This is a genomic window from Paenibacillus sp. FSL H8-0548, from assembly GCF_038630985.1.
Lineage (GTDB): Bacteria > Bacillota > Bacilli > Paenibacillales > Paenibacillaceae > Pristimantibacillus.
In genome coordinates this window covers 1,768,188-1,793,246 of the sequence record NZ_CP152049.1, presented here as the reverse complement: position 1 = coordinate 1,793,246, position 25,059 = coordinate 1,768,188, and the positions used below count along the sequence as shown (strand labels likewise).

Sequence of the window (25,059 nt, the reverse complement as noted above, 5' to 3'; positions counted from 1 at the left end):
TCTCTACTCCCCTTTCTTAAATGCTGATTTTGCAATTTTCTCTTGTAAATGCTGATAGAATAAATCCTCATCAATCGGCAGATCGACCCAGTTATCCGTCCATGTAGAGAGCAGCATCGCATTGGAGAGCATCAAACCTTTAATGCCTTCCTCACCCGGCGCAATTAACGGTTCATTAAACAAAATCGCATTTACCCAGTTTTGTGTAATTCCTTTATGATCAGGGTTGGTGCCAGTAACCGGAACTTCGCATTTCCAGCATTCCGGCGCTCCGAAGCCGCCTTTAAATTGTTTATTAAATTCCGGCTCAGGCACACGCAGTCTCCAAAAAGTGAGTTCATTATTTTCAATAACAACTTTCCCGCGATCCCCGCTAATTTCCAGTCGATTCGTACCAGGAGCTTCGCCTGTGGTTGTTACGAATATACCTGTTGCCCCATTCTCATACTCAACAAATGCAGTTACGTCATCCTCGACCTCAATGTCACGGTGCTTGCCAAAATAACAGAAAGCGCGAACACGCTTCGGCATCATACTAATCGTCCACTGCCACAAATCAAGCTGATGCGGATCTTGATTAAGCAGTACACCGCCGCCCTCACCAGCCCAAGTCGCACGCCAAGAGCCCGAATCATAGTAGCTTTGAGAGCGGTACCAATTTGTAATAATCCAATTGGTTCGCTTCACTTCACCTAGCTCGCCCGCATCAATTAATTCTTTCAGCTTCATATAGAGCGGATTGGTCCGTTGGTTATACATCATGCTGAATTTCACATCTGTTTTGCTGCTCGCTTCGTTCATTTCGCGAACCTGTTTCGTATATACTCCAGCCGGCTTCTCACACAGCACATGAAGATTACGTTCGAAGCATGCTATTGAAAGCTCTGGATGGGAGAAGTGAGGTGTTGCGATAAGCACGCCATCAATTAAACCAGAATCCATCATTTCATACGGATCGGCATATAAGCCCACTTGATCACCAAGCTTTTCCTTGGCCCATTGAAGATTCGACTCCAAGCTGTCGCTTACCGCAGTAATTTCAACACCACTGACTTCGCCTTTCAAAATGTATCCAATATGACCTTTTCCCATATTTCCTAGCCCAATAATACCTAAACGAACGATCTTCATCTCACAAGCGCCCCTTTATATGAATCTTTAATTAGCAGTTTTCTACTTCGTTAGAGCATGCCTTAATGGTAACATTTCAAGATCAAGCCCACTTCATTCCCATTATCCTGTTTCCGCTTTTATTTAACTGTGGTTGGTGTATAATGAGGATATTTAACAGGGAGGGGAATTGATGAGCACACAGCACCAAATCACTAGACCTTTCACAATTGGAACGAGCTCAGACTTTAATGCTCATGTTCCTTACCATACCCATTTTCACTATGAAATTTATTATTTCCATAGCGGCAAAGTGAACTATCTCATCAATGACCGTATTCATGTGCTGGAGCCTGGCGACCTTTTGCTTATGCATGGGATGACACTGCACTCGGCCCATGTTGATCCGAGTGTCGAGTATCATCGCTCCACGCTTCACTTTGATCCATTTTATTTCAAGCATTTTATCCAGCCTCCTTTTGCAGCCGACTTGCTTGAGCCATTCGAGAAGCTGAAAAACGTTAAATTACAGCTTCAAGGAGAGGAACAGGCTGAGGTTGAAGCATGCTTTCTCAAGCTAAAGGAACTTTACGCCCTACCTGACTCCTTCTCGCAGCAGCGCTTTCAGGCAAGGCTGCTCGACTTGCTTATTTTGATTAATCAGCTATGCGAGAAGCCGCTTAAGGACAAACCAACCTTTCCATCGTCCAAAGAGCGTCATGTACAAGATATTATCTCCTATTTAGAAAGCCATTATAGTGAAGATATTACGCTTGAAGGCATTCAAGCCTCACTGCATCTCAGCAAGTTTTATTTGTCCAAAACATTCAAAGAGGTTACTGGCAATACGATCTTTCAATTTCTAATGCTGCGCCGCATTTATCAAGCCAAAATCGAGCTGATTGATGGTAATCAACCGATTACCGATATCGGCTACGAGGTCGGCTTTAAACATCCCTCTCATTTCAGCCGCGCCTTCAAACTGCATACCTCTCTTACTCCAGAGCAATACCGCAAACAGCATCAGCTTCATCCCATCGACTTAAACAAGCTCTAATCCTAATTTAAGGGTTGGAGCAGTTGACCATTTTACTTGTTAGGATTATTATTGTTATATCAACTAAATGAACGAGGCAGGTGAATAAAATGCAATTCAAGCAATCTGTTGGCTATATCATCAGCAACACAGGAAGGCGGTTAAATCAGCGGCTTCACCAGCTATTTCTAGAGCATGATGTCACTCCCGAGCAATGGACGCTGCTTATGTGTCTGGAGGACCATAACGGTATTACCCATAAGGATTTGGCACTGCGCACGGATAAAGACCCTGCCAATATAACACGATTGGTCGATCAGCTAGAGCGCAAAGCACTTGTCCGCCGCGTCGCGAATCCGAACGATCGACGCTCACAGCTGCTGTATCTAACCGATACTGGAAAATTAAATGCTCAACTATTAGCTCCTATTGAGGCTGATTTTGTAGCACAAGTCCTATCGGATATTTCCGAGCAGGAGATAGAAGCTTTTAGAAGCTTTATGGCTAAAATAAACAAAAATTCAGAGCAGTATTAGTCGTTCTCCTATTACACTTTGAAATGCAAGGCAAGACTGTCAGCTGAGAGGGGAGCCACAAATGAATACGAACAAATTATGGAGTCTAGACTTCATAAAAGTTTGTTTAAGCAGTTTTTTTCTATTCTTTTCTTTTTACACACTCGCTACCGCCCTATCGGGTTATGTCACTACTCATCTTGGAGGAAGCGGAACACAAGCTGGTTTAGCAATGACTATATTTATCATCGCAGCAGTCATTCTTCGCCCCTTTGCTGGACATTTCATGTCTCGCTACGGTGAACGCAAGGTTGTCATTATTTCATTATTATTATTTTTATTATGCTCTGTTGCATACTTAGGCGTTTTTGGCTACGCCATGCTGTTGCTTATTCGTTTTTTTCATGGTGGAACCTTCGCCATTGCAACTACCTCCACGAATACGACCGCTATTAATATTATACCTGAGCATCGCAAAGGGGAAGGCATTAGCTATTTCAGTTTGTTTATGAGCCTCGCGATGGTCATTGGGCCATTCGTTGGATTGTCGATTACGGCACAGGGTGGCTATACTGCAATGTTCGCCATATGTGCAGTTTGCGCATTACTCGCATTTGTACTCGGTGCCTGGGCGAGAGGCCCTTCTGTCACAAAAGAAATGCCAACACAGGTGAAAAGCAAGCTAAAATGGGGCGATCTCTTCGAACGCAAGGCTGTTCCTATCGCTCTAAGTGGATTTGTTGTAGCATTCGCTTATAGCGGCTTAGTTACATTTATGTCAGTATTTACGCGTGAGCAGGCTATTGAACAATATGCTAGCTATTTCTTTGTTTGCTTTGGGATCATGATTGTTTTACCGCGTCCTATTGTTGGAAAATTGCTTGACCGAGTAGGCGAGCATGTTATCGTTTATCCAAGCATTGCTATATTCGCGATCGGCCTAGTGCTCCTTAGCGCAGCTGATTCAACGGTCATGCTGCTCGTTTCGGGCTCCATTATCGGACTTGGCTATGGCGCCCTGCTGCCTTGCTTCCAAACGATTGCAGTGTTAGCCGCCCCTCCTCACCGCAGAGGGCTCGCTACTGCAACGTTTTATATCCTATTCGATCTTGGCTACGGCATTGGCTCCTACATTCTTGGCTTTTTGGCTTCAGGCTATAGCTATAGCTTGATGTATTTCCTTTGCGCTATTATTATCGCCTTTTCTGCTGTCATCTATTATTTGTTCCATCATAAGCGCAAGCAAATGATTGCTTCCGCAGACGATAAAGCTTACGTATCTTCATAAGCTCGGCTCCTGCGTCTCAATTGGCAATTTAATTTCTACAACCGTTCCTTCATTTATCACGCTGCTTAGTTGAAGCGTACCTTTGTGCGCTTCAATAATGCGTGAGCTGATCATTATACCTAGTCCAGTCCCTTTTTCCTTTGTCGTCAAGAAGGGTTCGCCGATTTTGTTAATAAGCTCCTCAGGTATGCCAGGCCCGCCGTCTTTAATGCGGATATGAACATAACCGTCCTCCATCGAAACTGCCGAAATGACCACCTCTCCACCGCCGGGCATCGCCTCAAAAGCATTTTTCACAACGTTCAGAAACACCTGCTTCAGCTGATTAACATTACAATAAACGATTGGATTCGATTGATCATAGCTAGCCTTTAATTCTATATTTAATAAAATCGCTTGCGTTTCCAAAACCGATATGACGCTTTGCAAGATCGGTTTAAACGGTTCATTGCTAAATTGTGAAAAATGCGGCTTGGCCAGCGTCATAAACTCATTTACAATGAGCGTTATTCGGTCAATCTCATTAGACATAATCGTAAAATAATGCGGCTGCTCTGGATATCTTGCACTAAGGAGCTGAGTAAAGCCTTTGAGCGCTGTAAGCGGATTGCGTATCTCATGTGCCACGCCTGCCGCAAGCTGACCAATAGCGGACAGCTTCTCGGAACGAATAAGAATTTCCTCTGAGCGCTTCCGATCCGTCAAGTCACGTATGACGCTAAGCATTACATCCTTGCCCATATAGTTATTAATCCGAATGCATGATAATTCCACATCTATACATTGTCCATCCGGATGAACGATTACTCGTTCCTGAAACGGTGTCGCATTATCCGTAGACATAATGAATTGCATTGTATCCTTAATCGTTTCATGATCTACCGGGTGGAAAAAATCGAATATGCTTTTGCCGACTGCATCCTTGGCATCGTTTACACCAATTACCTGCATAGCCAGTTTATTAACATATAAGATCGTGCCTCCATCGCTTAACACAATGGGTTCAGGTACAAATTTTATAATTTTCTGATAAAGCATCGCATTATCTCGCAGCAGTCTTTCCTTCTCTCGCTTAAAGGTAACGTCTTGTATCGTCCCTAACAAGGATGGCTGTCCGTTAAACATAATAATTGAACTGTTTCCTTCTAAATAAATAATGCTGCCGTCTTTTTTTATTCCTTTAAATTTCAGCGGAATTTGATTAACACCCTTAGCCATTGCCGCAAACACGAGCATTCTGACTTCTTCAATCTCATTAGCAGTTACCAAATCAAACGGCGAGAGCTTAAACATTTCTTCATTGGTATAGCCAAACATCTCGGCCAAATAAGGATTAGCATACACGATAGTATCTCTTTGCCCGACAAATACACCTGCGACAACACTCTCCATCAGGCTTTTGTATAAATGATCCTTCTCATGCAAGGATGCTTCCATCCGTTTCTGATCAGAGACATCATGGATAATAAGCTGCATAGCTGACTTTCCGTCGAATTCGACTGCTACCGCTCTCATTTCAACCTCTACCGTCTCCTGATTCAAGTTAAGCAGCTTGTAATAAACTGATTTGAATGGATTAGCTTCTCGAATGATGTAGTTAATCGTTACAGTGAATTCCTCCCAATAATCGGGATGAACAAATGTCTTTATTGGATATGCTGTTATATCTTCTAATCTCAGAGCACCAATCATACTTAAAAAAGCACGGTTAGCAAATACGATAGTATCTTCTATGTAAACGATTAGTCCATCCGGAAGCATATGAACCAAATGTTGATATCTTTCTTCACTTTGTTTCAATTTATCTCCAAATCCAAGTATTTCCATTTGTACATTTCACCTCATTATTAAGCGAATGGCTTCGTCTGATTGTTTACTTTCAACATTGATTGCCTTCTTCCTGCTCCTAATTCAAATTTAAAAATAAATAATGGATTCCATAGAATTTTTCTATGCTTATTGATGATCCATTTTTTGGAATAAAAAAAGAGCTGTTTCCAAAGTAGATTGCTCTACTTCGAAAACAGCTCCCGCTTATACCAATATATTTTATCCTTCAAGCAGCAATGCTTCTGGATCCTCTAATAGTGCTTTAACTGTAACAAGGAAACGAACTGCTTCGCTGCCATCGACGATACGGTGGTCGTATGACAGTGCGATGTACATCATCGGACGGTTTTCCATACGAACCTCATCGATCGCAACCGGACGAAGTTGGATTTTGTGCATGCCGAGAATACCAACCTGCGGAGCGTTGATAATCGGTGTTGACAGCAAGGAACCAAATACACCGCCATTTGTGATTGTGAAGCTTCCGCCTTGCAGATCAGAAATCGCAAGTGTGTTAGATCTTGCTTTGCCAGCCAGCTCAACGATATTTCTCTCGATTTCAGCAAAGCTTAGACGATCAGCATCACGAACAACAGGAACGACAAGGCCTTCCTTCGCAGATACAGCGATACCGATATCGTAGAATTTTTTAGTAACAATTTCTTCGCCGTCGATTTCTGCATTAAGCAATGGGAATGCTTTTAGTGCACCAACTACCGCCTTCGTAAAGAAGGACATAAATCCTAGGTTAACATCATTTTTATCGAAGAAGGCTTGCTTGCGACGTTTGCGCAAATCAAGAATAGCAGTCATGTCAACCTCGTTGAATGTTGTCAGCATCGCAGCTGTACGTTGTGCTTCAACTAGACGGTTAGCAATCGTAACCCGGCGACGTGACATCCGTTTGCGTTCCGTTGGCTTAGCATCCTTATTTACGCTTGCTGGCGCTGCTTGTGTAAGCGGAGCGGATTTCACAGGCGTAGCTACTGCCGGTGCAGGTGCTTGTCCTTGCGAAAGATCAATGCCTTGCTCGCGAGCACGCTTGCGTGCAGCTGGAGAAGCGTTGATTGCCGCTGCGCTTTCGCTTGCAGCAGCTGCTGGCTGTGCTACAGCTGCTGCAGGTGCAGCAGTCGGAGCTGCAACCGGTGCTGGTGCTGCTGGAGCAGCAGGGGCTGCCGGCGCGGCAGCTCCTTCACCGATGGAGCCAATTGCCTCACCTACAAGGACAACATCTCCATCTTGCTTAGCGATGCGTGATACAACACCACTGTTGTCAGCACTAATTTCAATGTTAACTTTATCTGTTTCAAGCTCTAGTAGGACATCTCCTTGGTTTACGGAGTCGCCTTCCTTCACGAACCATTTGGAAATCGTGCCCTCTGATATGGACTCGCCTAATTCTGGTACTATAATTTCAGCCATTAGTCACTACCCCCTTATCAAACTTGTTTCGACTGGTTTGCCATTCAAAGCAGTAGAAATAATCCATTTTTGTTCTGCAGCGTGAACCTCTTGATGACCACTTGCCGTACTGGAGCGATCAGGTCTGCCGACGTAACGAACTTCCGCCTTCTTAGGTGCCAGAGCACGGAGACGAGGCTCTATAAAGCTCCATGAGCCCATGTTTTGCGGTTCTTCTTGTACCCATACGATTTCTTCAAGTTTATCAAACTGCTGGACAATACGCTCAATTTCAGCATGAGCGAACGGATATAGCTGTTCCACTCTTGCAATACGCAGCCACTCGAATTCCTCTGCATTAGATGATGCTAGTGCTTCCTCAATATCAATAGCAACCTTACCTGTGCAAAGCAGCAAACGTTTCACTTTATCCTTCTGGATCTTAGGCTCCGTAAGACTGAATTGCGGCAGTACAGGCTTGAATGAACCTTCACTGAAATCAACGCCATGTGAAGCAACGCGCGGATTACGGATCAAGCTCTTAGGCGCCATTAGAACGAGCGGACGAACCTGCTCTGTGCCTAAGCTTGCTGCTTGCTTGCGAAGCAAGTGGAAATATTGAGCGGAGGAGGTCAAGTTGGCAACCGTCCAGTTGTTATCAGCTGAAAGCTGAAGGAAACGCTCAAGTCTTGCGCTGGAATGCTCTGGGCCTTGGCCTTCATAGCCATGCGGCAGTAAAATTGTAATTCCTGATTTTTGCGACCATTTTGCACGGCCAGCCGAAATGAATTGATCGAATATGACTTGTGCAACGTTCGCAAAGTCGCCATATTGCGCTTCCCAAATAACAAAGGTTTCCGGCGCAAATACATTATAACCATATTCAAAGCCTAATACTGCCGTCTCAGACAACGGGCTGTTGTGAACAGCAAACGAGGCTTTCGCTTGTGGCAGCATATGCAGCGGTGAGAATTTAACAGCATTTGCATTATCATTCAGCACAATATGACGATGTGCAAAGGTTCCGCGCTCAGAATCCTGACCGCTTAGACGAATTGGCGTTCCGTCAGCGAGAATTGTTGCAAATGCAAGTGTCTCTGCATGTGCCCAATCCACTTTTTCTCCATCGTTCAACGCCGAAGCTCTACGCTGCAAAATACGTTGAAGCTTCGTATATTCCGTGAAGCTCTCTGGACGATTAAGCAGCTCTAGATTAATTTCACGAAGCGTCTCAAGCGGCACTGCTGTACGTACTTCTTCTTTAGAAGGAAGCACAGACTTGCGCTGCTCACCACGGAGCTTCGGCTCATTCTCCTTCGATTTCATTGCATCATAAGCAGCTTGAAGCTTGCCGTTTGTACGTTGACGCAATACTTCCACTTGCTCTTCCGTGATTGCTTTCTCATTCTTCAACTGCTCGCTATAAAGCACGCTAACTGTCGAATGATTGCGAACCTTCGCATACATAAGCGGCTGCGTCACTTCTGGATCATCCATTTCATTATGACCGAAGCGGCGGTAGCCGATCAAATCAATAACAAAACCTTTATTGTAGCGAAGACGGTATTCACAAGCAAGGCGTACAGCCGCGAGGCATGCTTCCGGCTCATCCGCATTTACGTGTACAATTGGAATGTCAAAGCCCTTGGCAAGGTCACTCGCATAATGAGTCGAGCGCGAGTCAACGCTGTTCGTTGTAAAGCCAAGACGATTGTTCGCAATGATGTGCAGCGTACCGCCATTATGATAGCCCTTAAGCTGGTTGAAGTTGAGTGTTTCTGCAACGATGCCTTCACCGATAAAGGCTGCGTCGCCGTGAACACAAATCGTGACCGCCTTCGACGGATCTTGAACAGGCGTTCCTGGCTTGCTGCGATCCTCTTGCGCTGCGCGCGTGAAACCTTCAACAACGGGATTTACGAATTCAAGGTGACTTGGGTTATTCGCAAGAGTAAGGTTGGCACGAATCGTTTCGCCTTCCTTCACTGCCCGATCTGCACCCAGGTGATACTTCACATCGCCAGTCCAGCCGTAGTTAAGACCCATAGAGCCTTCGGACGGAATAACTTCTTTGTTTGGCGCATGATGAAACTCAGAGAAGATCTTTTCATAAGGTTTCCCAAGCACATGCGTCAATACGTTAAGACGACCGCGATGCGCCATGCCCATTAGAATATGATTAGCACCATCATGCGCTACGGAGCGAACGATTTCGTCCAATACCGGCACAAGCATATCTACGCCTTCAATTGAGAAGCGCTTCTGGCCCACGAAAGTGCGATGTATGAAATTTTCGAAATATTCGACTTCCATGAGGCGTTCGAGCAGTGCAGAACGCTCTCTTGCTGATAGCGGCGCAGGGAAAGTACCTGATTCCGCCTGCTTATTAAGCCAATTCCGCTCGTTCTCATCATGAATATGTGTAAACTCATACGCTGCTGAACGAGAGTAAATTTCTCTTAAACGATTAATAGCCTCCCAGCCATTGGAGATCGATGCCGGAGCATTGTCCCAAATAAGCGAAGCAGGAATCGCTACGAGATCAGCTTGCGAAAGTCCAAAGGTTTCTGGGACGAGCAGCTTTGTATCAGCAGCAGGACTTAAGCCCAGTGGATCAATATCCGCAGCTAAATGGCCGTATCTGCGTATGTTCAGCATAAGCTGATGCGCAGCCACAACCTTCTTCAACATATTTGAATCAACCGGACCAGATGCTGCTGCAGTTGATGCAGCTTGTTGCTCGCTTGGCTTAGCCGGTAGGCTTGGTGCCGCTCCTAGTGATACAGTCGGCGGTGCTCCAAAACGTACAAACAGCTCGCGAGTCGTTGCTTCAACTGAATCAGGATCAGTTAAAAAACGTTCGTATTGCTCCTGCACATACCCAAGGTTGGGACCATAGTAGCTTTGCCAAGGCGAATAAGTACGCTCATCATGGTTGCTCATTGCAGAAAATTCCACCCTCTCTATTCGTTGCCATTCTATTATTTTCTAAGGCGAAGCTCGCCATACATGCCCGCCCACTTGCACTTGCACAAATCGTCTTCACATTACGCTTATTTTGATGGTTAATAAAATAATACCGTTAATTATGCTTAAAGCTTTGTAAACGTAATAACTCCCTTATATTTTAGTACATAGTACGTAAGCTATCCATAACCTTATTAGCATTGATATCATCCAATTCAAGCATTGATTGTTAATAAAGCGAAATAAACAACCTAATACGTTCAAGAAAGGGCTAATGATTGTACTATTCTAGAGTTTGCTTACGTTTAGCGCTTCTTTTATGAAAATAATAGCCTCTCGATTCTGATACTCGGACACTTCATGACCGGAGAAAGGAAAGTCATTCATCTGCTTATGCGAACGAATTCGATTAAATACCGCGTAAACCGTCTCAGGGATACATACGGTATCTTTCCAGCCTACCGACATCAAGACAGGTGCTTTAATACGCTCCGCCAAATTCAGCAAATCAAAATACGCAAGCGTTGTCATCACTAAATTCAATCGTTCAGGATATCGCTTAATATACTGCGCGACCTCGGTTAAAGATCCGGTAGAATGCAAGATGCCGTAATCCATATGGCACATATTCGGAATATCAGCAACAACAGCACTTACCTTTGAATTTAATGAGGCTGCTAGCAGCGCAAGCCCCCCGCCTTGGCTGCCCCCAACAACTGCGATTCGCGAAGCGTCAACCTCTGGCTGAAGCGAAGCCACATCAACGGCTCTCACAGCATCCATCGTAATCGCGTGATAATAGCTTTGTTCTACATGTGAGATGCCTTGTGTTACCCAGCCCTTGACCTGTCCTTCCTCTGACGTCAATAAATTGCCAGTTTCCCCGCTTTGACCGCGCGCATCAACCGCAAAAACAGCATAACCAAGCAGCAGCCATGACGCATACCGCTCCGGAAGCCCTTTATCCCCTGTATAGCCCTGATAAATGACGACACAGGGGAGCTTTTCCCCTGCTATCCGTTGCTGCGGCAGGATATACAAGCCATGAATTAGAGTATCATCACTGCCCTTGTAAGATAACCGTTCTGCTATTATAGCAGGGAAAGGAGTTGCAACCGTCTCCCTAGTTATCGCTAGCGGCCTCTCCGCATAGCCGGACAAAGTATTCTCCCAATAGTTATCCAGCTCATCCGCGCCTATCGTTGCTTGCGGGTTATAGGCCAATAAATCATTTTTCCGGCGATCAATTGCGTTCATCTCAGTATACCCCTATTTACTCCATATTTTCCTTCATCCATTTTGAATTAGCAAATACAAGTTTTTTTCTTTACACCCGCTTTGCCCTTGGCGACAGCCTTTGCAATATAATCAGCTGCTGCCGGAACCTTGCAAGCCGTATCCCCTACATCGACATGCACCTTGCCAATGACTGAGGCAGCAGCCATCGCATCCTCTCTCAGCTCTTCGACATAGATGCCAACCGTTATAACGAAGCTGTTCATTGTATAGCGAACGCGATTCTGTTCGGAGTGAAGCGTTTCCCGAACACGCCCAAGCAGCGCTCTTAGCTCATTCACCTCAAGCTGCTCATCTGGTGTAATCGATATATAATTGGCATAGGTGCTCCAGCCGCAGGTAGCAACCATCTCTTCAGGTGAATCCATCCATTCGAGCGCAAGCTCGCGTGCAAATGGGCTCTCAGCGGCAACGCCAGCCACCGTATATTCTGCAAGACTATACCAGCTCGCCTGCGCTACCCAGTGCTCAAGCGTTTCTTTCGAGATTAACTTCGGATTAACCGTAAGACCTGAAAGATACATGGCATCGCTATTGCCGGATTCGTACAATTTAAGAGCTATAGCTTGATCCTTTTTGACAATCTTCACAAGCTTCTTTAGATCTCCGATCCTGACCCCAAACAGAGGCTCCATCGCTCCATGCCGTAAAAAGGTCATTTTCGTTTGCTCATTGCCCAGCCTTTCCAGCTCCTGCATTACCTCATCATAGGTCATAGGTTTTTCCTCCGTTTACTTTCTTCTCTCTGAGCACAACCGGACCGAGCAGAAGCGCCATAGCAAGCAGCACGACTCCTACAAATAAGGAAATGCCGTAGCTTTGCAGCCAGTAGGCACTATCCTCTGCACGCTTGTAGAGCCAGCCTCCCACCAAAGGACCGATAAATCCAGTGATGCCCGTCAATGCTGAAAAAACTGCGATATACATCGGACGCTCCGACTTAGGTGTATCTCCAATAATAAAATTAAACGCAAGCAAATTATAGCCGCCAATGCCAATGCCAAGAACGATATGGACCAAGATCAGCACAAGTATAGAAGGAAGCAGCGCCATGCCTGACCACAGCAGACAAGCAAGAGCAACAATCGGAAGCGCCCATCTCAGCAGCGTTCGAGTCGAGTATTTGCTATTAAGACTTCCCCAGTAGTAGTAGCTGAACATCATCACAATCATTTGTACAGTCGTAATGACCGTCACCCAGGTATAATTCAACTTTACAATATCAAGCATAACGTATGAGAACAGCGGTACAGAAATATTTTGAATTAAAATGAATGTTGCTAAAAAAAGAGTGGCTTGCAAATAGGTGCGATCAGCCAGCGGCTTTCTCAGCATTTTCCACTTGGATGACTCGTTGGATTTCTCAAGAGGAAGATTGGGATAGCGCAACAATTCAATGGCATTCCATACCGTTGCAATCGCACATATGATATACAGAACTACAAAACCGCTGCCTTCCGGCAATCGATTCAATATCTGACCGCCAATAAGCAGACAAAGGCTTGCAACCGCCCAATGAATCGTATTCCTTATTCCAAAATAACGACCACGTACCTGAGCAGGCACCATATCAGCTACAAGAGAGGTCCAAAGCACGCCCGCAGATTGAGCGCATATAAACGAAATGATGAACATGACAATATAAGTAGGCACCCAATACGCCTCTGGCATCCAAAAAGGAATCAATCCTGTCGCTGTCCACAGAGTACGATGAATAAGACTGAACAACATAATGTACAGACGCCGGTTCTCAAAACGATGCATATAGAAAGCAATGACTAGCTGAACGAGGTTTGCAAATGCTGGAATCGCAAGCGCAATACCGATGGCGTCCGATTTGGCGCCCAAATAAAGGAGGTACGCTGTAAGCAGCGGACCCCCGAGTAAATTGCCAATAATAGTGGCAGGTATACCTTCCATAACAGCGGTATGCAAGCCTTTCCGCTGTTCGGACATTCTCCGCCTAGGCAGCAGGATGCCCTTGAACATGTTTATCCTCTCCGCTCTGCTTCCTCTTGGTGTAAGACCAATTCAACCAACGTTCTGACCATGACCCCTGTAGCGCCTTTTGGCTCCCAGCCTCGGCCAGCATCGAGCCATGCCGTACCCGCAATATCAAGATGCACCCATGGCAAGCCTTCTGCGAAGTGACCAATAAACAGTCCCCCGGTAATCGTACCGCCATATCTGCCCCCGCTGTTTTTCAAATCCGCAGCATCGCTCCTAATTTTCTTTTTGTACTCAGGATAGGAAGGGAACAGCCAAACTCGCTCGCCAGTACGCTCAGAAGCCGACTGCACCTGCTTGAACAGCTCATCATTATTCGTTACCGCACCCGTAGCTTCAGTTCCAAGAGCAACGGATACAGCCCCTGTCAGCGTTGCCACGTCTACTAGACGAGTTGCCCCTCTCGTAATGGCAGTCGTAAGTCCGTCTGCAAGCACCAAGCGTCCCTCTGCATCCGTATTTACGATTTCTACCGTATGACCGCTCATCATACGCAGAACATCTCCTGGTTTAATCGCGCGGTCTGACGGCATATTCTCAGCAGTAGGAATAACCGCAACAACATTGATTGCTGGTTTCAGCTCCCCAATGATCCGCATCGCTCCGAGCACAGCTGCCGCACCGCCCATATCCGAAATCATCTCCTGCATGCCGTCCGCTCTCTTCAAGGAAATGCCGCCGGTATCAAACGTTATGCCTTTGCCGATAAGTCCCCAAGCTTCATCTGAGCTCGAATCGCCCTTATAATGAATAACAATCATCCGCGGCGGATTAATACTGCCTTGACCGACGCCAAGCAAGCCTCCCATACGCTGCTCAGCTGCACTCCACTCATCCATAACCTCAATTTCCAAATCAAGCTCCCGTGCCAGCTCCTCCGCATGATAGGCCAAGCGCTCGGGAGTAAGATCATTGCCAGGCAAGTTAGTCAAATCACGAGCCAAGCTGACCCCTTCAGCATAAAGCTTGCCCTTGTTCATGCCTTGCTCCCACAATGCTTTAATCTCCGCTTTGGCATTAGCGCCCTGAGGTTCAAAAGAAACCGCCTTCAATGTGAAGCGCTCATTCGGCTCACGCTTAAGTGGCTCACGAACATGCAGAGCAAGCAGTAGTCCCTCTGTAAGAGCTTGTGCTGCTAGCTCTGCGCCACAGCTCTTATCAAAGCTTAGCAGCAAATCCTCCGAGAGCAATACTGTAATATTCGCCGCGCGTATTTTTTTCAAAGCTATTGCAGCCGCTGCTGCAGCTAAGCGCAAACCTCTTACGCCGCCATCATGTTCAATTCCTGTAAAAACGATATGTGCTGCCGGATAAAGCCCTAAGGTCGCTACAATTTCGGTTTGCTCCGGCTCTGCTTTAAATAATCCTTTTGCATAAAGCGCTCTAAGCGCATGATCAATTTGCGGTTGAATAATCGCACCCGCATTTTCTTCTTGAATGAGCTCTTTTTTGCTTACAAAACGAACCAATGCATCAGAAGCCGCTTGATCCGCACCTCTAGCTCCGTATGTTAATTGAACACCCATTTGTATTCCTCGCCTTCGCTTAAAATAAAACAATAAAATTACTAATTGATTTTTCAAACCCATTATACAGAACGTCCTGCGACTTTTCCATGTTTATATTCAGGCTCCATATTCTACTATAAAAACAGCAAAAAGCGCTCTCCGTATAAAGGAGAAGAGCACCTATTCTTACAGCTTATTCGATTCGTACTGATTCAGCCAATCTAGAAGTTATCAGGTTAGGCGAGAGGCAAGGTAATTGTAAACTTCGTGCCTGCTCCAGCCTCACTATCTACTCGAATGGTCCCATTGTGGTTGCGAACGATCCGATAGCTCACGGACAGCCCAAGCCCTGTACCTGCTTGCTTCGTTGTAAAAAAAGGATCAAACAGCCGACTCATCGTCGCCTTGTCCATGCCTTTGCCATTATCCATAATGATAACTTCAGCAAATTGATCGGTTTGGCGCGAAACGATTTCGATCAATCCTCTTCGATCAGCCTGCACCTCTTCAATGGCATCAAGTGAATTTTTGACTATATTCAAAATGACCTGCTTCACCTGCTTGACATCAATCGAGACTACTGGACCATAGTGATTACATTCCGATATAATTTCACAATTCCGCATTAACGCTTCGCTTTCAGTCAGCAGGACAACCTCTTTAATTAAATGATCAATACTTACCATTTGCTTCATCGGCGCAGAGGGCTTGGAGGAATTAAGAAACTCATAAATAATATCATTAGCCCGATCAATTTCCGTTAAAATGATGCGCGCATACTCTTCCTTGCCTACTTCCAGCAAATAGGGACGCAGCAATTGAATAAAACCGCGGATACTCGTTAACGGGTTGCGGATTTCATGCGCAATCGCGGCTGCGATTTTTCCGAGCATAGCGAGCTTGTCATTTTGCAATGCGGTTTGCTCAATCTGCTTGTATTCCGAAACGTCCTTTACACTAATTAAAAAATCGCCGTCTAATTGATCTCCATAAGTAACGGTTACTAATAAATGCTTGCCATCCTTGTGCTGGAATTCATAGTAGCGACTGCGCAAGAGAAACATCTCTTTGTAAAGTCTTAGCACTGTTCGCTTTGTTGTGCTCGAAAGCTGACGATGCTTCAATATTTCTCTTATCGAACAGCCTATTAATGTTTTTCTGGGAATTTCCAGAAGCTTAGCCATCTGTACGTTAATAAACGATAAAATACCGTCATTATCAAACAGTGCAATTCCGCTGTCCATATGCTGCAAAACGTTCTCGTATTTGTTTTTAACCATTTCAAAGGAACGGTTGGAGCGAAACAGCATTTCTCGCATTTCGGTAAATTTCTGTTCAGTAGTCTGTTCAGGCAATCGAAAGCGACAAGCTACCATAATCTCCATAAGGAAAACGAAGGAACGATTGTATAGTCTAACCGCTTCATCAGAATCAACATTGGCAGCTAGCGACTGTATACAATCCTCGTGCACGGCGATAATCTCTTCGGGGTTTAGTCCGTAAAGCTCCTTGCCCAGCTCATTAGCAAGAAATAATGATACTTCCTTACCATCTCGTATATACTCGGCAAGCGCCGGGAAATAGCGCTTTCGAATGGCCTGCATTTTGTACTCCTCCCCGGCAACGTCTCTAGAAAAACGGTTACATTTACTATTAATCATAGGATGGTTTTGCAATATCTGTCAATCGGAAATACTGTCGAATTTTGCCCCATGATAAGCTCCCAGTGCCCTTCCCAAACACTAGGACTTAAGTCTCCGCTTACCATTTTCCACTTCAACCGTATCCTTCACATCGTTTATTCCCTGCTGGATTTTTAATCTTTTTCGTTTTGTTTCTCTCGATTCTTTTTTGTTTCCTTTTTGTTGTCACTGCCCTTCTCCTTGCTGCGTTCCCTATTCCATTTCTCGTTTCGCTCTCTATTATCCTTATCGCTTCTGTTGTAATCTTTGTTATTTCGATTCCATTTGTCCTTGTCCCATTCCCAGTCCTTTGAGTTGCTCCATCTATCATTACGATCTGGATCCTTGTCTGTCTTCCCGATCGTTGGTTTATTCGGTTGACTTGGCTTTGCAGACTTATCCGGCTTTGTTTGCTGGCCGCTGCCCTTCGTTCCACTCGTGTCGGGCTTTTTTGTCTCTTCCGCTTTAGTCGAAGGCTTCTGCGGCTTAACGGCGCTCACAGGTTTGTTTGCTGGACTTGGAGCTGGTGTAGGCTTAGCAGTATTTGTACTTAGATCTTCTGTCAGCTTCTTGGCCTTCTCCTCTTTCTCACGTGCAACAAGCTCCTTTAGCTTCTCCTTGCTCGTATCCGCAGCATTGTCAACGATCGTCTTTACTCCGCCAAATGACTCTGTAACCTTGTCGATGGATTGCTGCTTCAATTGCTCCAGTTCAAGCTCATAGCCTTCATCCTTTGCCATCAAATATACCGCCATCTTGCCTGAGGATATTCCGTTTTCAGCCGCTTCCTCACGCAGCTCATTCGGAATCGACAGTGTCGTAATCGTTGCGCTGGAAGCCTCCGCTGCGAGTTGCGACAGCAAGTTTCTCAACATCTGGTCGACTTTTCCCGTCAAATTAACCTCATAATCGAGCTTAAGTGCAGAATTGCCGTCTATCAGCATACTCGTTATGAAAATATCTTTGTTAGGCGTATCGAGATAATGCGAGCCTTTAGCCCTCTCCAATATCGAAGCGGCTACATCTGCCACATTCAAACCCGCGTATGAGAGTCCCTTTATAATCTGATCTCCAGACTCGTTTAGCGCACGCAGCTCTCTTACCTTCTCATTTCCATCGACACCTAATTCAACGCTCGGATTAATGTCCATGCTTACATAGGCGACTACGGAGTTCGAATCCTTTTGCGTATAAAATAACAGTGGTAGAAATATGAGCAGAAAGATAGCAGCAGCACTGCTATACCAATAGATAGACTTGACAGCTCGAGACTTTTTTAAAATCGCCTCAAACGTAATTTCCTCACCGATCTGCGGTGAACCTTGAACAGGGGCTTGCAAAAATTCACCGTCTGCTGTCATTACAACTACATGCTGCTTATGAACACTCATAACAACTCCACGCTTCATTTGCTTGCCTCCTTATTCGTATGAATTTGGTCACCAGCTATATTTAAATAATCATGCATGTAGGGGTATGTACCTGAAATAATAATCGAAATTGCGATGATATATTTCCGATTTCGTTCGATTGTTTTGCGGGATACACCACAAAGTTCAGTCAGCTCTTTGACAGCGAGCTTGCTCTTTTCTCTCAAGGAATCCATTAAATCGCTATGACTGACAAGTGTCTGTGCAATTCCAATCAACAGCCTTCTAGAATCCGCATGTTTAGGCGAGTTTTCCACAAGCTCAGCAAAAGAGATCCCAAATTTCATAAGCTCCTGGTTCAGCTCGCCGATCTCCAGCCTTCTCTCATCTTCCGTCCGCTTAATCTCAAACGATGCCATCGCTTGCCAGCTTTCGACGGAATTATTACGCGGCTGCTCTCCATCCTCGGAGTCAAACATGCTATAAGGTATTGTCTGAGCATGCCTTTGTTCTTTTCGGACATGGTCAATAAGCCGACGGCGAATAACAGTTTCAGAAAAACCAATAAAGGATTTTCCAGCATCACTATCGAACTGATTGATCGCTTCATTGTAGGCTAACAGCGCCACACTGAATTCATCATCCCGGTTCTGATCGATGTACCGTTTGCAAAATCGACTTGTTACTTTTAAAATATAAGGTTTGTAATCTGCTATGAATTGCTCGCGAAGCAGCTCGTCACCTTGACGAATGCGAGCAACACATTGTTCGGGAGAAAGCTTTCGCTCATTCTCTACAGCCTCGGCGGAAGTAGACTTCCGCAAAAAGCGTTTGAACAATACAAGTAACAACCGCTCCACCTCACTACTAGTATGATTCGTTTCTGTCTATACGGTTTCAGGGGGTACATTATGAGAACATTTTCATTTATGCAATGTAAAACGACAGACGCCTTCCTTTAACGGTGCCAGCCGTTTCATTCCGAGAAATATAGAGATAGTATAGCGAAATGATCTACTTTCCTATATTCTCCAAAAAGAAAAGCCTCCGGCGTGGAGGCTAACCATTCGAGTTAATAAACTAAACGGATGTACGACGCTGACGGAGCTTATTCCTTCGATTATTCAGCATTCCCAGACGCTTCTTCAGTACAAGCTGCCATTCCGTATCTTCAATTTGCTTAGCGAAGCTGAGCAAATCAAGTGCCATATCTATTTGACTATAAACAACATCCATTGGATCTTCATTCTCATGATTGACGCAATTTTCAAGCAATACCTTGTCTTCCTGCTCCACATACTCTTGGAAATCAACTTCAGCCGCGCCATCGCCATGCGCATATTCGGCTAATATTTCATATTCATTTTCAATTAAATAATGAATATCAACACGGTGACATAACGGACAGAACATAATCGGAACATTGTGAATATGCGTCCGATTATGCTTCAGTGTACCTTTTGTACCAATCATACTAGCTCCACAGCAAAAACTCATTGACGACCCCTCCTAAAGGTTTGCGCAGCAAACCTACTTCGTAAGCATCAACCAAAGGTTTGCGCAGCAAACCTACTTCGTAAGCATCAACCAAAGGTTTGCGCAGCAAACCTACTTCGTAAGCATCAACTAAGGTTTGCGCAGCAAACCTACTTCGTAAGATAAAGTCCCGCTAGTTTAAAGAGAAGCAGCCTAGACTGCACTTATAACAATAAAAACCTCACATTTGAGCTATTTCAGACGGCTACATTGTACTATTGCAGTAGAATTAGCTTCATACCAACGAATATCGCCCTATAATAGACAATCTATTGCACAAACTACAGTCTATGCGTCGATTCAGAATAGTAACGTCGATTACGTTGTACAAACTGCAGCGTAACCTCATCACAGGTATTGGTTTCCACACTATCGAATTATAAAGTCATTGCTTTAGCTTTGCGGCTAAGTATAACTTATTCTCCCTGCATAGCGGAAATTCCTGCTTTTGCATTACAATACGCTTAACTCTCTATACAGGGTGAAACGGCTGTCGCCGTCCTTCGGCGGTGCCAGCGCGTTTCATTCCGAGAAATATAGAGAAAGTATGGCGAAATGATATACTTTCCTATATTTTAAAATAGAAAAAGCCCGCACCATTTCATGGCGCGAGCTTATCTTCTATATTACAAAATAATTATTTCGTTACCAATGTTTGTTGACCTGGTTTCCAGTTAATAGGGCAAAGTCCACCGGATTGCAATGCTTGCAATACGCGAAGCGTTTCGTCAACGCTGCGGCCTACGTTGTTATGGTTAACAACTTGGTATTGAATTTCGCCTTCTGGGTTGATGATGAATAGGCCGCGAAGAGCCACGCCTTCTTCTTCAATCAACACGCCATAGTCACGAGCAGCACTCTTAGTGATATCAGCAGCAAGCGGGAATTCCAATTGGCCTAGACCATTATCGTTAACCGGCGTGTTGATCCATGCACGGTGACTATGTTTGCTATCTACGCTGACACCAAGAATTTCAGTATCCAATTTTTTGAAATCTGCAGCTGCAAGGCTCAAAGCTGTAATTTCAGTAGGGCAAACGAATGTGAAATCTAGTGGGTAGAAGAACAATACCAACCATTTGCCTTTGTAATCTGCAAGTGATGCTGTACCGAAATCTTTACCGTCTCCTGTTGCTGTTTCCAATGTGAAATCCGGTGCTTGACGACCTACCAAACGATCTGCCATTATAGAAAACCTCCTTGACCTATCCATAAATTTTATTTTTTTATGCAACATCTTCTGTGTGACTGCCTAATAAATATTATCATCACTTTGTATTAAAGTCAATATGATAACCATTATTTAATTATAATGATTATAAATTGAATTTATTTTTTTAGTGCTGCTACGATCAAATCGCCCATTTCAGTTGTACCGATTGCTGTGCTCTTATCAACAGCGATATCGCCTGTACGGTGACCTGCATCTAGTACTTCTTTAACAGCTGCTTCAATCGCCGCTGCCGCTTCATGATAACCAAACGTTAGACGGAACATAAGTGCTACCGATAGAATTGTAGCAATTGGGTTAGATATCCCTTGACCTGCAATATCAGGTGCCGAGCCATGTACTGGCTCGTATAGGCCGAAGCTTCCTTCACCAAGTGAAGCGGATGAAAGCATACCAATCGAACCTGTCAGCATCGCTGCTTCATCGCTAAGGATGTCGCCGAACATATTTTCAGTTACGATAACATCGAAGCTTGAAGGACGACGAAGCAATTGCATTGCACAGTTGTCTACTAGCACATGCTCAAGTTCAACCTCAGGATACTCAGGAGCAATCCGATTAACAACCTCGCGCCATAGACGAGAAGTTTCAAGTACATTCGCTTTATCAACCGAAGCAAGACGTTTGCTGCGAGTCATAGCAATATCAAAGCCTTGACGAACGATACGTTCAATTTCTAGTTCATTGTATACGCAAGTATCAACCGCTTCAACTCCGTTCGCACCTTCACGACGGAATTTCTCGCCGAAATAAATACCGCCTGTAAGCTCACGAACAACGATCAAATCAGTGCCTTCAAGAACTTCAGGCTTCAATGTCGATGCTTCCTTCAAGCAATCGAATACTGTCGCTGGACGAATATTCGAGAACAAGCCCAATTCTTTACGAATGCCAAGCAAGCCTGTTTCTGGACGAAGCTCCTTCGAGTTGTTGTCCCATTTCGGTCCACCTACTGCGCCTAGCAATACTGCGTCTGCGCCTTTGCAAAGGTCAAGCGTCTCTTGCGGCAACGGTGTTCCTTTCTCATCGATGGCAATACCGCCGAACAGGCCGTGCTCTGTTTCAAATTTGTAGCCATAAAGCTCTTCTGTTTTTTTAAGTACTTTAAGAGCTTCGCCAACAACCTCAGGTCCAATACCGTCGCCGGCAATAACTGCGATTTTTTTCACTTCTGACATAATTAATGTAACACTCCTCTTTTTCAGTTAAGCTTGTCCATTCAACACTACAATAGCACGTTGAACACGCAAGCCTATATTCACATTCTCATTCTATTATCATTTGTACCATAAATCGGGATTGATTACAAAGATATAAAATCTATTTACTCTATAGACTAAGACTATAAAGTGAATAGGGAGCCTGCAAAATGGCGTTGTTAGGCTCAAACAAAAAGAGACAGTCCACATCGAGATATTTCTCCGTGGCCTGCCTATTTCTGATAACAGCTATTTAAATCAAGCTCATCTTATCGCGACGGCCTGGTGTCTTGCGCTTCTCAATTAATCGATTCAGTGCATCGATGTATGCACGCGCGCTTGCTTCAAGAATATCAGTACTTAGTCCACGGCCTTGCGCAGAAACTTCATCCTGCTTCAAAACAACATGTACTTCGCCCTGTGCGTCCTTGCCCTGCGACACGGATTTAATCGAATAGTCCTCAAGCTCCACAGTTTCCTGGGTAACTTTGTCGATAGCGTTATAGATAGCATCTACGGAACCGTTGCCGATTGCCACTTCCTCTACACTCTCGCCCTCAGCCTTGCGAATTCGAACGGATGCGCTTGGCGTAGATTGATTGCCATAGCTCACTTGAATCGTTTCCAAGCTAAAGACTTCTGGCGTATCAATCAGCTTCTCTTCAAGCAAGGCAAGAATATCCTCATCACTTACCGTCTTCTTGCGATCTGCTAGATCCTTGAATTTGGCGAAAGCTGCGTTAACCGCTTCGTCCTCAAGCTCATAACCAAGATCAATCAGCTTCTCACGGAATGCATGGCGTCCAGAGTGCTTGCCAAGGACAAGCTTAGACTCTTTCAATCCAATCGTTTCCGGTGAAATGATTTCGTATGTCGTTTTTTCCTTGAGCATGCCATCCTGGTGAATACCGGACTCATGCGCGAAGGCATTGGCTCCAACGATCGCTTTATTGCCTGGTACGACCATTCCTGTCAGCTTGCTGACAAGGCGGCTCGTCTTAGCAATTTCCTTCAGGTTCAAAGTCGTTTGAGCACCAAAGTAATCAGGGCGTGTCGCAAGCGTCATAGCAATCTCTTCAAGTGCCGTATTGCCTGCACGCTCCCCAATTCCATTAATGGTCCCTTCAACTTGATCGGCACCGTTCATGATTGCTGCAAGCGAGTTGGCAGTTGCCATCCCCAGATCATCGTGACAATGTGCGCTAAGCTGAATTTTCTCGATATTCGGTACATTTTCCTTCAAGGTTTTGAAGATGTTTCCGAATTCTAGTGGATTCAAATAACCGACCGTATCCGGGATATTAACAACAGTCGCACCTGCTTTAATCGCCATATCAACCACTTGGCACAAAAAGTCCAGCTCTGTACGACCAGCATCCTCTGCTGAGAATTCAACTTTGTCAAAATATTTTTTGGCATAGCGAATGGCACGCTCCGCAGTTTCCAGCACCTGCTCCTTCTCCATCCGAAGCTTATGCTTCCTGTGAATGGGACTTGTAGCAAGGAACACATGGATGCAAGGATCCTGTGCGCCAATGAGTGCTTCACGAACGGCATCAATATCTTGCTCACGTGAACGTGATAGACCGATAACTGTGCAATTTTTGACCGCGCGTGCTACCGCATTAACCGCAGCTAGATCTCCTGGTGAAGCTGCTGGGAAGCCAGCCTCCATACGGTCCACTCCCAGCCTTTCAAGCTGAAGGGCAATCTCTACCTTTTCCTTCGTGTTCAGGTTTACACCGGGAGATTGCTCTCCATCACGAAGCGTTGTGTCGAAAACATAAATTTTCCGCATTTGTGCATTGCACCTCCGTGAACAGAATGATCCCGGCACGCGTCTGGAGCCGCAGGGCGATACGTAGGTCCGCATCGCCCTGCGATCCGGCGAACCGGGATATGGTCGTTCATTCTATCTCTTATTACTTCTTGATCCAGTGCATCAATTCACGAAGCTGTGCGCCTGTTTGCTCGATAGGGTGAGCGGCTTCGTTACGGCGAGTAGCTGTAAGCATTGCACGGTTCGATTGATTTTCCAAGATGAAATCGCGAGCGAAACGACCGGATTGGATATCTTCCAATACACGTTTCATTTCTTTTTTTGTTTCTTCTGTAACAATGCGAGGGCCTGTTACATAATCGCCATATTCTGCAGTGTTGGAGATGGAATCACGCATGGAAGAGATTCCGCCTTCATACATCATGTCAACGATCAGCTTAAGCTCATGCAAACACTCGAAATAAGCCATTTCTGGAGCATAGCCAGCTTCAACAAGAGTCTCGAAGCCTGCTTTAACTAGTGCAGAAGCACCACCGCAAAGAACAGCTTGCTCACCAAACAAATCTGTTTCTGTTTCTTCTTTAAAAGATGTTTCGATAACGCCTGCGCGTGTACAACCGATACCTTTAGCATATGCAAGACCGATAGCTTTAGCATTGCCAGAAGCATCTTGCTCGATTGCGATTAGTCCAGGAACGCCAAAGCCCTCTTCGTACGTACGGCGAACCATGTGACCAGGGGATTTTGGAGCAACTAGAAATACGTCTGTATCTGCATTAGGCTTGATTTGGCCGTAGTGAATATTGAAACCGTGAGAGAACATCAACGCCGCGCCTTTTTTCAGGTTTGGAGCGATTTCATCGTTATATACTTGCGCTTGTGTTTCATCAGGAAGCAAAATTTGAACAACGTCAGCCACTTTAGTTGCTTCTGCAACTGTAAGTACTTCAAAGCCGTCTTTTTTTGCTACGTCTGCGGATTTACCAGGACGAAGTCCGATAACCACTTTCAAGCCGCTGTCGCGAAGGTTTTGCGCTTGCGCGTGGCCTTGGCTGCCGTATCCGATTACTGCAATTGTTTTACCTTGTAGTACGCCTTGATCGGCGTCTTTTTCATAGTACATTGTAACTGCCATTTTAATAATTGCCTCCTTTAATTTAACCCTTTTGAGCGGGTGTTTAAGCAGAGAATGACGCAAAAGCAGCGGTTCTCCCCTTAAACTCCCGCTCAAATAGGGGTAATGCCATGCGCAGCTGCTCAGGCCGCCCACAGGTGGCCTAAGCACGCTTCGCTATAAGATATA

The 25,059-nt window shown here is 45.1% G+C and carries 19 protein-coding genes; 3 read left to right on the top strand and 16 right to left on the bottom strand.

Annotated elements, in window-relative coordinates; genetic code table 11:
* Nucleotides 1–3: 3 nt before the first annotated feature.
* Nucleotides 4–1,131, bottom strand: coding sequence for a Gfo/Idh/MocA family oxidoreductase (locus tag MHI37_RS07605; RefSeq protein ID WP_076334353.1), 1,128 nt, complete (start codon nt 1,129–1,131; stop codon nt 4–6).
* A 172-nt stretch (nt 1,132–1,303) separates the two neighbouring features.
* On the opposite strand from MHI37_RS07605, the gene MHI37_RS07600 reads away from it, so the two are divergent.
* The 3 genes from MHI37_RS07600 to MHI37_RS07590 all read left to right on the top strand — a co-directional run bounded on the left by MHI37_RS07600 (nt 1,304) and on the right by MHI37_RS07590 (nt 3,949).
* Entirely contained in the window at nt 1,304–2,167 is an 864-nt protein-coding gene (locus tag MHI37_RS07600; RefSeq protein WP_076334354.1) for a helix-turn-helix domain-containing protein, read from the top strand.
* Nucleotides 2,168–2,256: 89 nt separating this feature from the next.
* On the top strand, nt 2,257–2,682 hold the full coding sequence (locus MHI37_RS07595) for a MarR family transcriptional regulator (RefSeq protein ID WP_076334355.1): 426 nt from the start codon (nt 2,257–2,259) through the stop codon (nt 2,680–2,682).
* 61 nt (nt 2,683–2,743) lie between these two features.
* Nucleotides 2,744–3,949, top strand: a complete 1,206-nt coding sequence (locus MHI37_RS07590; RefSeq protein ID WP_076334356.1) for an MFS transporter — start codon at nt 2,744–2,746, stop codon at nt 3,947–3,949.
* Here MHI37_RS07590 and MHI37_RS07585 read toward each other — a convergent pair.
* The 15 genes from MHI37_RS07585 to ilvC form a co-directional block, all read right to left on the bottom strand.
* Nucleotides 3,944–5,776, bottom strand: a complete 1,833-nt coding sequence (locus MHI37_RS07585) for a PAS domain-containing sensor histidine kinase (protein WP_076334357.1) — start codon at nt 5,774–5,776, stop codon at nt 3,944–3,946. The genes MHI37_RS07590 and MHI37_RS07585 overlap by 6 nt on opposite strands.
* 222 nt (nt 5,777–5,998) lie before the next feature.
* A complete protein-coding gene (odhB, locus tag MHI37_RS07580; RefSeq protein ID WP_076334358.1) occupies nt 5,999–7,201 on the bottom strand; it encodes a 2-oxoglutarate dehydrogenase complex dihydrolipoyllysine-residue succinyltransferase in 1,203 nt (400 codons plus the stop codon).
* Nucleotides 7,202–7,207: 6 nt separating this feature from the next.
* Nucleotides 7,208–10,123 carry a 2-oxoglutarate dehydrogenase E1 component gene (locus MHI37_RS07575; protein ID WP_076334359.1) on the bottom strand — a complete coding sequence of 972 codons (2,916 nt, stop codon included), beginning with the start codon at nt 10,121–10,123 and terminating at the stop codon, nt 7,208–7,210.
* Between the two features lie 312 nt (nt 10,124–10,435).
* Nucleotides 10,436–11,404, bottom strand: coding sequence for an alpha/beta fold hydrolase (locus tag MHI37_RS07570; protein ID WP_076334360.1), 969 nt, complete (start codon nt 11,402–11,404; stop codon nt 10,436–10,438).
* 47 nt (nt 11,405–11,451) lie between these two features.
* Nucleotides 11,452–12,159 (bottom strand): DNA alkylation repair protein, encoded by a 708-nt coding sequence (locus MHI37_RS07565; RefSeq protein WP_076334361.1) that lies wholly within the window; start codon nt 12,157–12,159, stop codon nt 11,452–11,454.
* Nucleotides 12,149–13,432, bottom strand: coding sequence for an MFS transporter (locus tag MHI37_RS07560; RefSeq protein WP_076334362.1), 1,284 nt, complete (start codon nt 13,430–13,432; stop codon nt 12,149–12,151). Before MHI37_RS07560 ends, MHI37_RS07565 begins: the two co-directional genes overlap by 11 nt.
* 2 nt (nt 13,433–13,434) lie before the next feature.
* Nucleotides 13,435–14,976: a leucyl aminopeptidase gene (locus MHI37_RS07555; protein WP_076334363.1), complete on the bottom strand. Its 1,542-nt coding sequence runs from the start codon at nt 14,974–14,976 to the stop codon at nt 13,435–13,437.
* A gap of 218 nt (nt 14,977–15,194) precedes the next feature.
* On the bottom strand, nt 15,195–16,562 hold the full coding sequence (locus tag MHI37_RS07550) for an ATP-binding protein (protein WP_076334364.1): 1,368 nt from the start codon (nt 16,560–16,562) through the stop codon (nt 15,195–15,197).
* Nucleotides 16,563–16,774: 212 nt separating this feature from the next.
* Entirely contained in the window at nt 16,775–18,049 is a 1,275-nt protein-coding gene (locus MHI37_RS07545) for an anti-sigma factor domain-containing protein (RefSeq protein WP_076334365.1), read from the bottom strand.
* Nucleotides 18,046–18,861, bottom strand: coding sequence for an RNA polymerase sigma factor SigI (gene sigI / locus MHI37_RS07540; RefSeq protein WP_076334366.1), 816 nt, complete (start codon nt 18,859–18,861; stop codon nt 18,046–18,048). The genes MHI37_RS07545 and sigI overlap by 4 nt, the downstream gene beginning before the upstream one ends.
* Nucleotides 18,862–19,090: 229 nt before the next feature.
* Entirely contained in the window at nt 19,091–19,507 is a 417-nt protein-coding gene (locus MHI37_RS07535) for a hypothetical protein (RefSeq protein WP_076334367.1), read from the bottom strand.
* Between the two features lie 676 nt (nt 19,508–20,183).
* Entirely contained in the window at nt 20,184–20,732 is a 549-nt protein-coding gene (locus tag MHI37_RS07530) for a peroxiredoxin (RefSeq protein ID WP_076334368.1), read from the bottom strand.
* Nucleotides 20,733–20,875: 143 nt separating this feature from the next.
* The gene (gene leuB / locus MHI37_RS07525) at nt 20,876–21,955 is read right to left on the bottom strand and encodes a 3-isopropylmalate dehydrogenase (protein ID WP_076334369.1); all 1,080 of its coding nucleotides are present in this window, start codon (nt 21,953–21,955) and stop codon (nt 20,876–20,878) included.
* Between the two features lie 274 nt (nt 21,956–22,229).
* On the bottom strand, nt 22,230–23,774 hold the full coding sequence (locus MHI37_RS07520) for a 2-isopropylmalate synthase (protein WP_076334370.1): 1,545 nt from the start codon (nt 23,772–23,774) through the stop codon (nt 22,230–22,232).
* 124 nt (nt 23,775–23,898) lie between these two features.
* On the bottom strand, nt 23,899–24,891 hold the full coding sequence (gene ilvC / locus MHI37_RS07515; protein WP_076334371.1) for a ketol-acid reductoisomerase: 993 nt from the start codon (nt 24,889–24,891) through the stop codon (nt 23,899–23,901).
* Between the last annotated feature and the right edge of the window lie 168 nt (nt 24,892–25,059).

Coding starts and splice junctions, on each gene's coding strand:
- MHI37_RS07605 (WP_076334353.1), bottom strand. CDS start 1,131: ATGAAGATCGTTCGTTTAGGTATTATTGGGCTAGGAAATATGGGAAAA.
- MHI37_RS07600 (WP_076334354.1), top strand. CDS start 1,304: ATGAGCACACAGCACCAAATCACTAGACCTTTCACAATTGGAACGAGC.
- MHI37_RS07595 (WP_076334355.1), top strand. CDS start 2,257: ATGCAATTCAAGCAATCTGTTGGCTATATCATCAGCAACACAGGAAGG.
- MHI37_RS07590 (WP_076334356.1), top strand. CDS start 2,744: ATGAATACGAACAAATTATGGAGTCTAGACTTCATAAAAGTTTGTTTA.
- MHI37_RS07585 (WP_076334357.1), bottom strand. CDS start 5,776: ATGGAAATACTTGGATTTGGAGATAAATTGAAACAAAGTGAAGAAAGA.
- odhB (WP_076334358.1), bottom strand. CDS start 7,201: ATGGCTGAAATTATAGTACCAGAATTAGGCGAGTCCATATCAGAGGGC.
- MHI37_RS07575 (WP_076334359.1), bottom strand. CDS start 10,123: ATGAGCAACCATGATGAGCGTACTTATTCGCCTTGGCAAAGCTACTAT.
- MHI37_RS07570 (WP_076334360.1), bottom strand. CDS start 11,404: ATGAACGCAATTGATCGCCGGAAAAATGATTTATTGGCCTATAACCCG.
- MHI37_RS07565 (WP_076334361.1), bottom strand. CDS start 12,159: ATGACCTATGATGAGGTAATGCAGGAGCTGGAAAGGCTGGGCAATGAG.
- MHI37_RS07560 (WP_076334362.1), bottom strand. CDS start 13,432: ATGTTCAAGGGCATCCTGCTGCCTAGGCGGAGAATGTCCGAACAGCGG.
- MHI37_RS07555 (WP_076334363.1), bottom strand. CDS start 14,976: ATGGGTGTTCAATTAACATACGGAGCTAGAGGTGCGGATCAAGCGGCT.
- MHI37_RS07550 (WP_076334364.1), bottom strand. CDS start 16,562: ATGCAGGCCATTCGAAAGCGCTATTTCCCGGCGCTTGCCGAGTATATA.
- MHI37_RS07545 (WP_076334365.1), bottom strand. CDS start 18,049: ATGAAGCGTGGAGTTGTTATGAGTGTTCATAAGCAGCATGTAGTTGTA.
- MHI37_RS07535 (WP_076334367.1), bottom strand. CDS start 19,507: ATGAGTTTTTGCTGTGGAGCTAGTATGATTGGTACAAAAGGTACACTG.
- MHI37_RS07530 (WP_076334368.1), bottom strand. CDS start 20,732: ATGGCAGATCGTTTGGTAGGTCGTCAAGCACCGGATTTCACATTGGAA.
- leuB (WP_076334369.1), bottom strand. CDS start 21,955: ATGTCAGAAGTGAAAAAAATCGCAGTTATTGCCGGCGACGGTATTGGA.
- MHI37_RS07520 (WP_076334370.1), bottom strand. CDS start 23,774: ATGCGGAAAATTTATGTTTTCGACACAACGCTTCGTGATGGAGAGCAA.
- ilvC (WP_076334371.1), bottom strand. CDS start 24,891: ATGGCAGTTACAATGTACTATGAAAAAGACGCCGATCAAGGCGTACTA.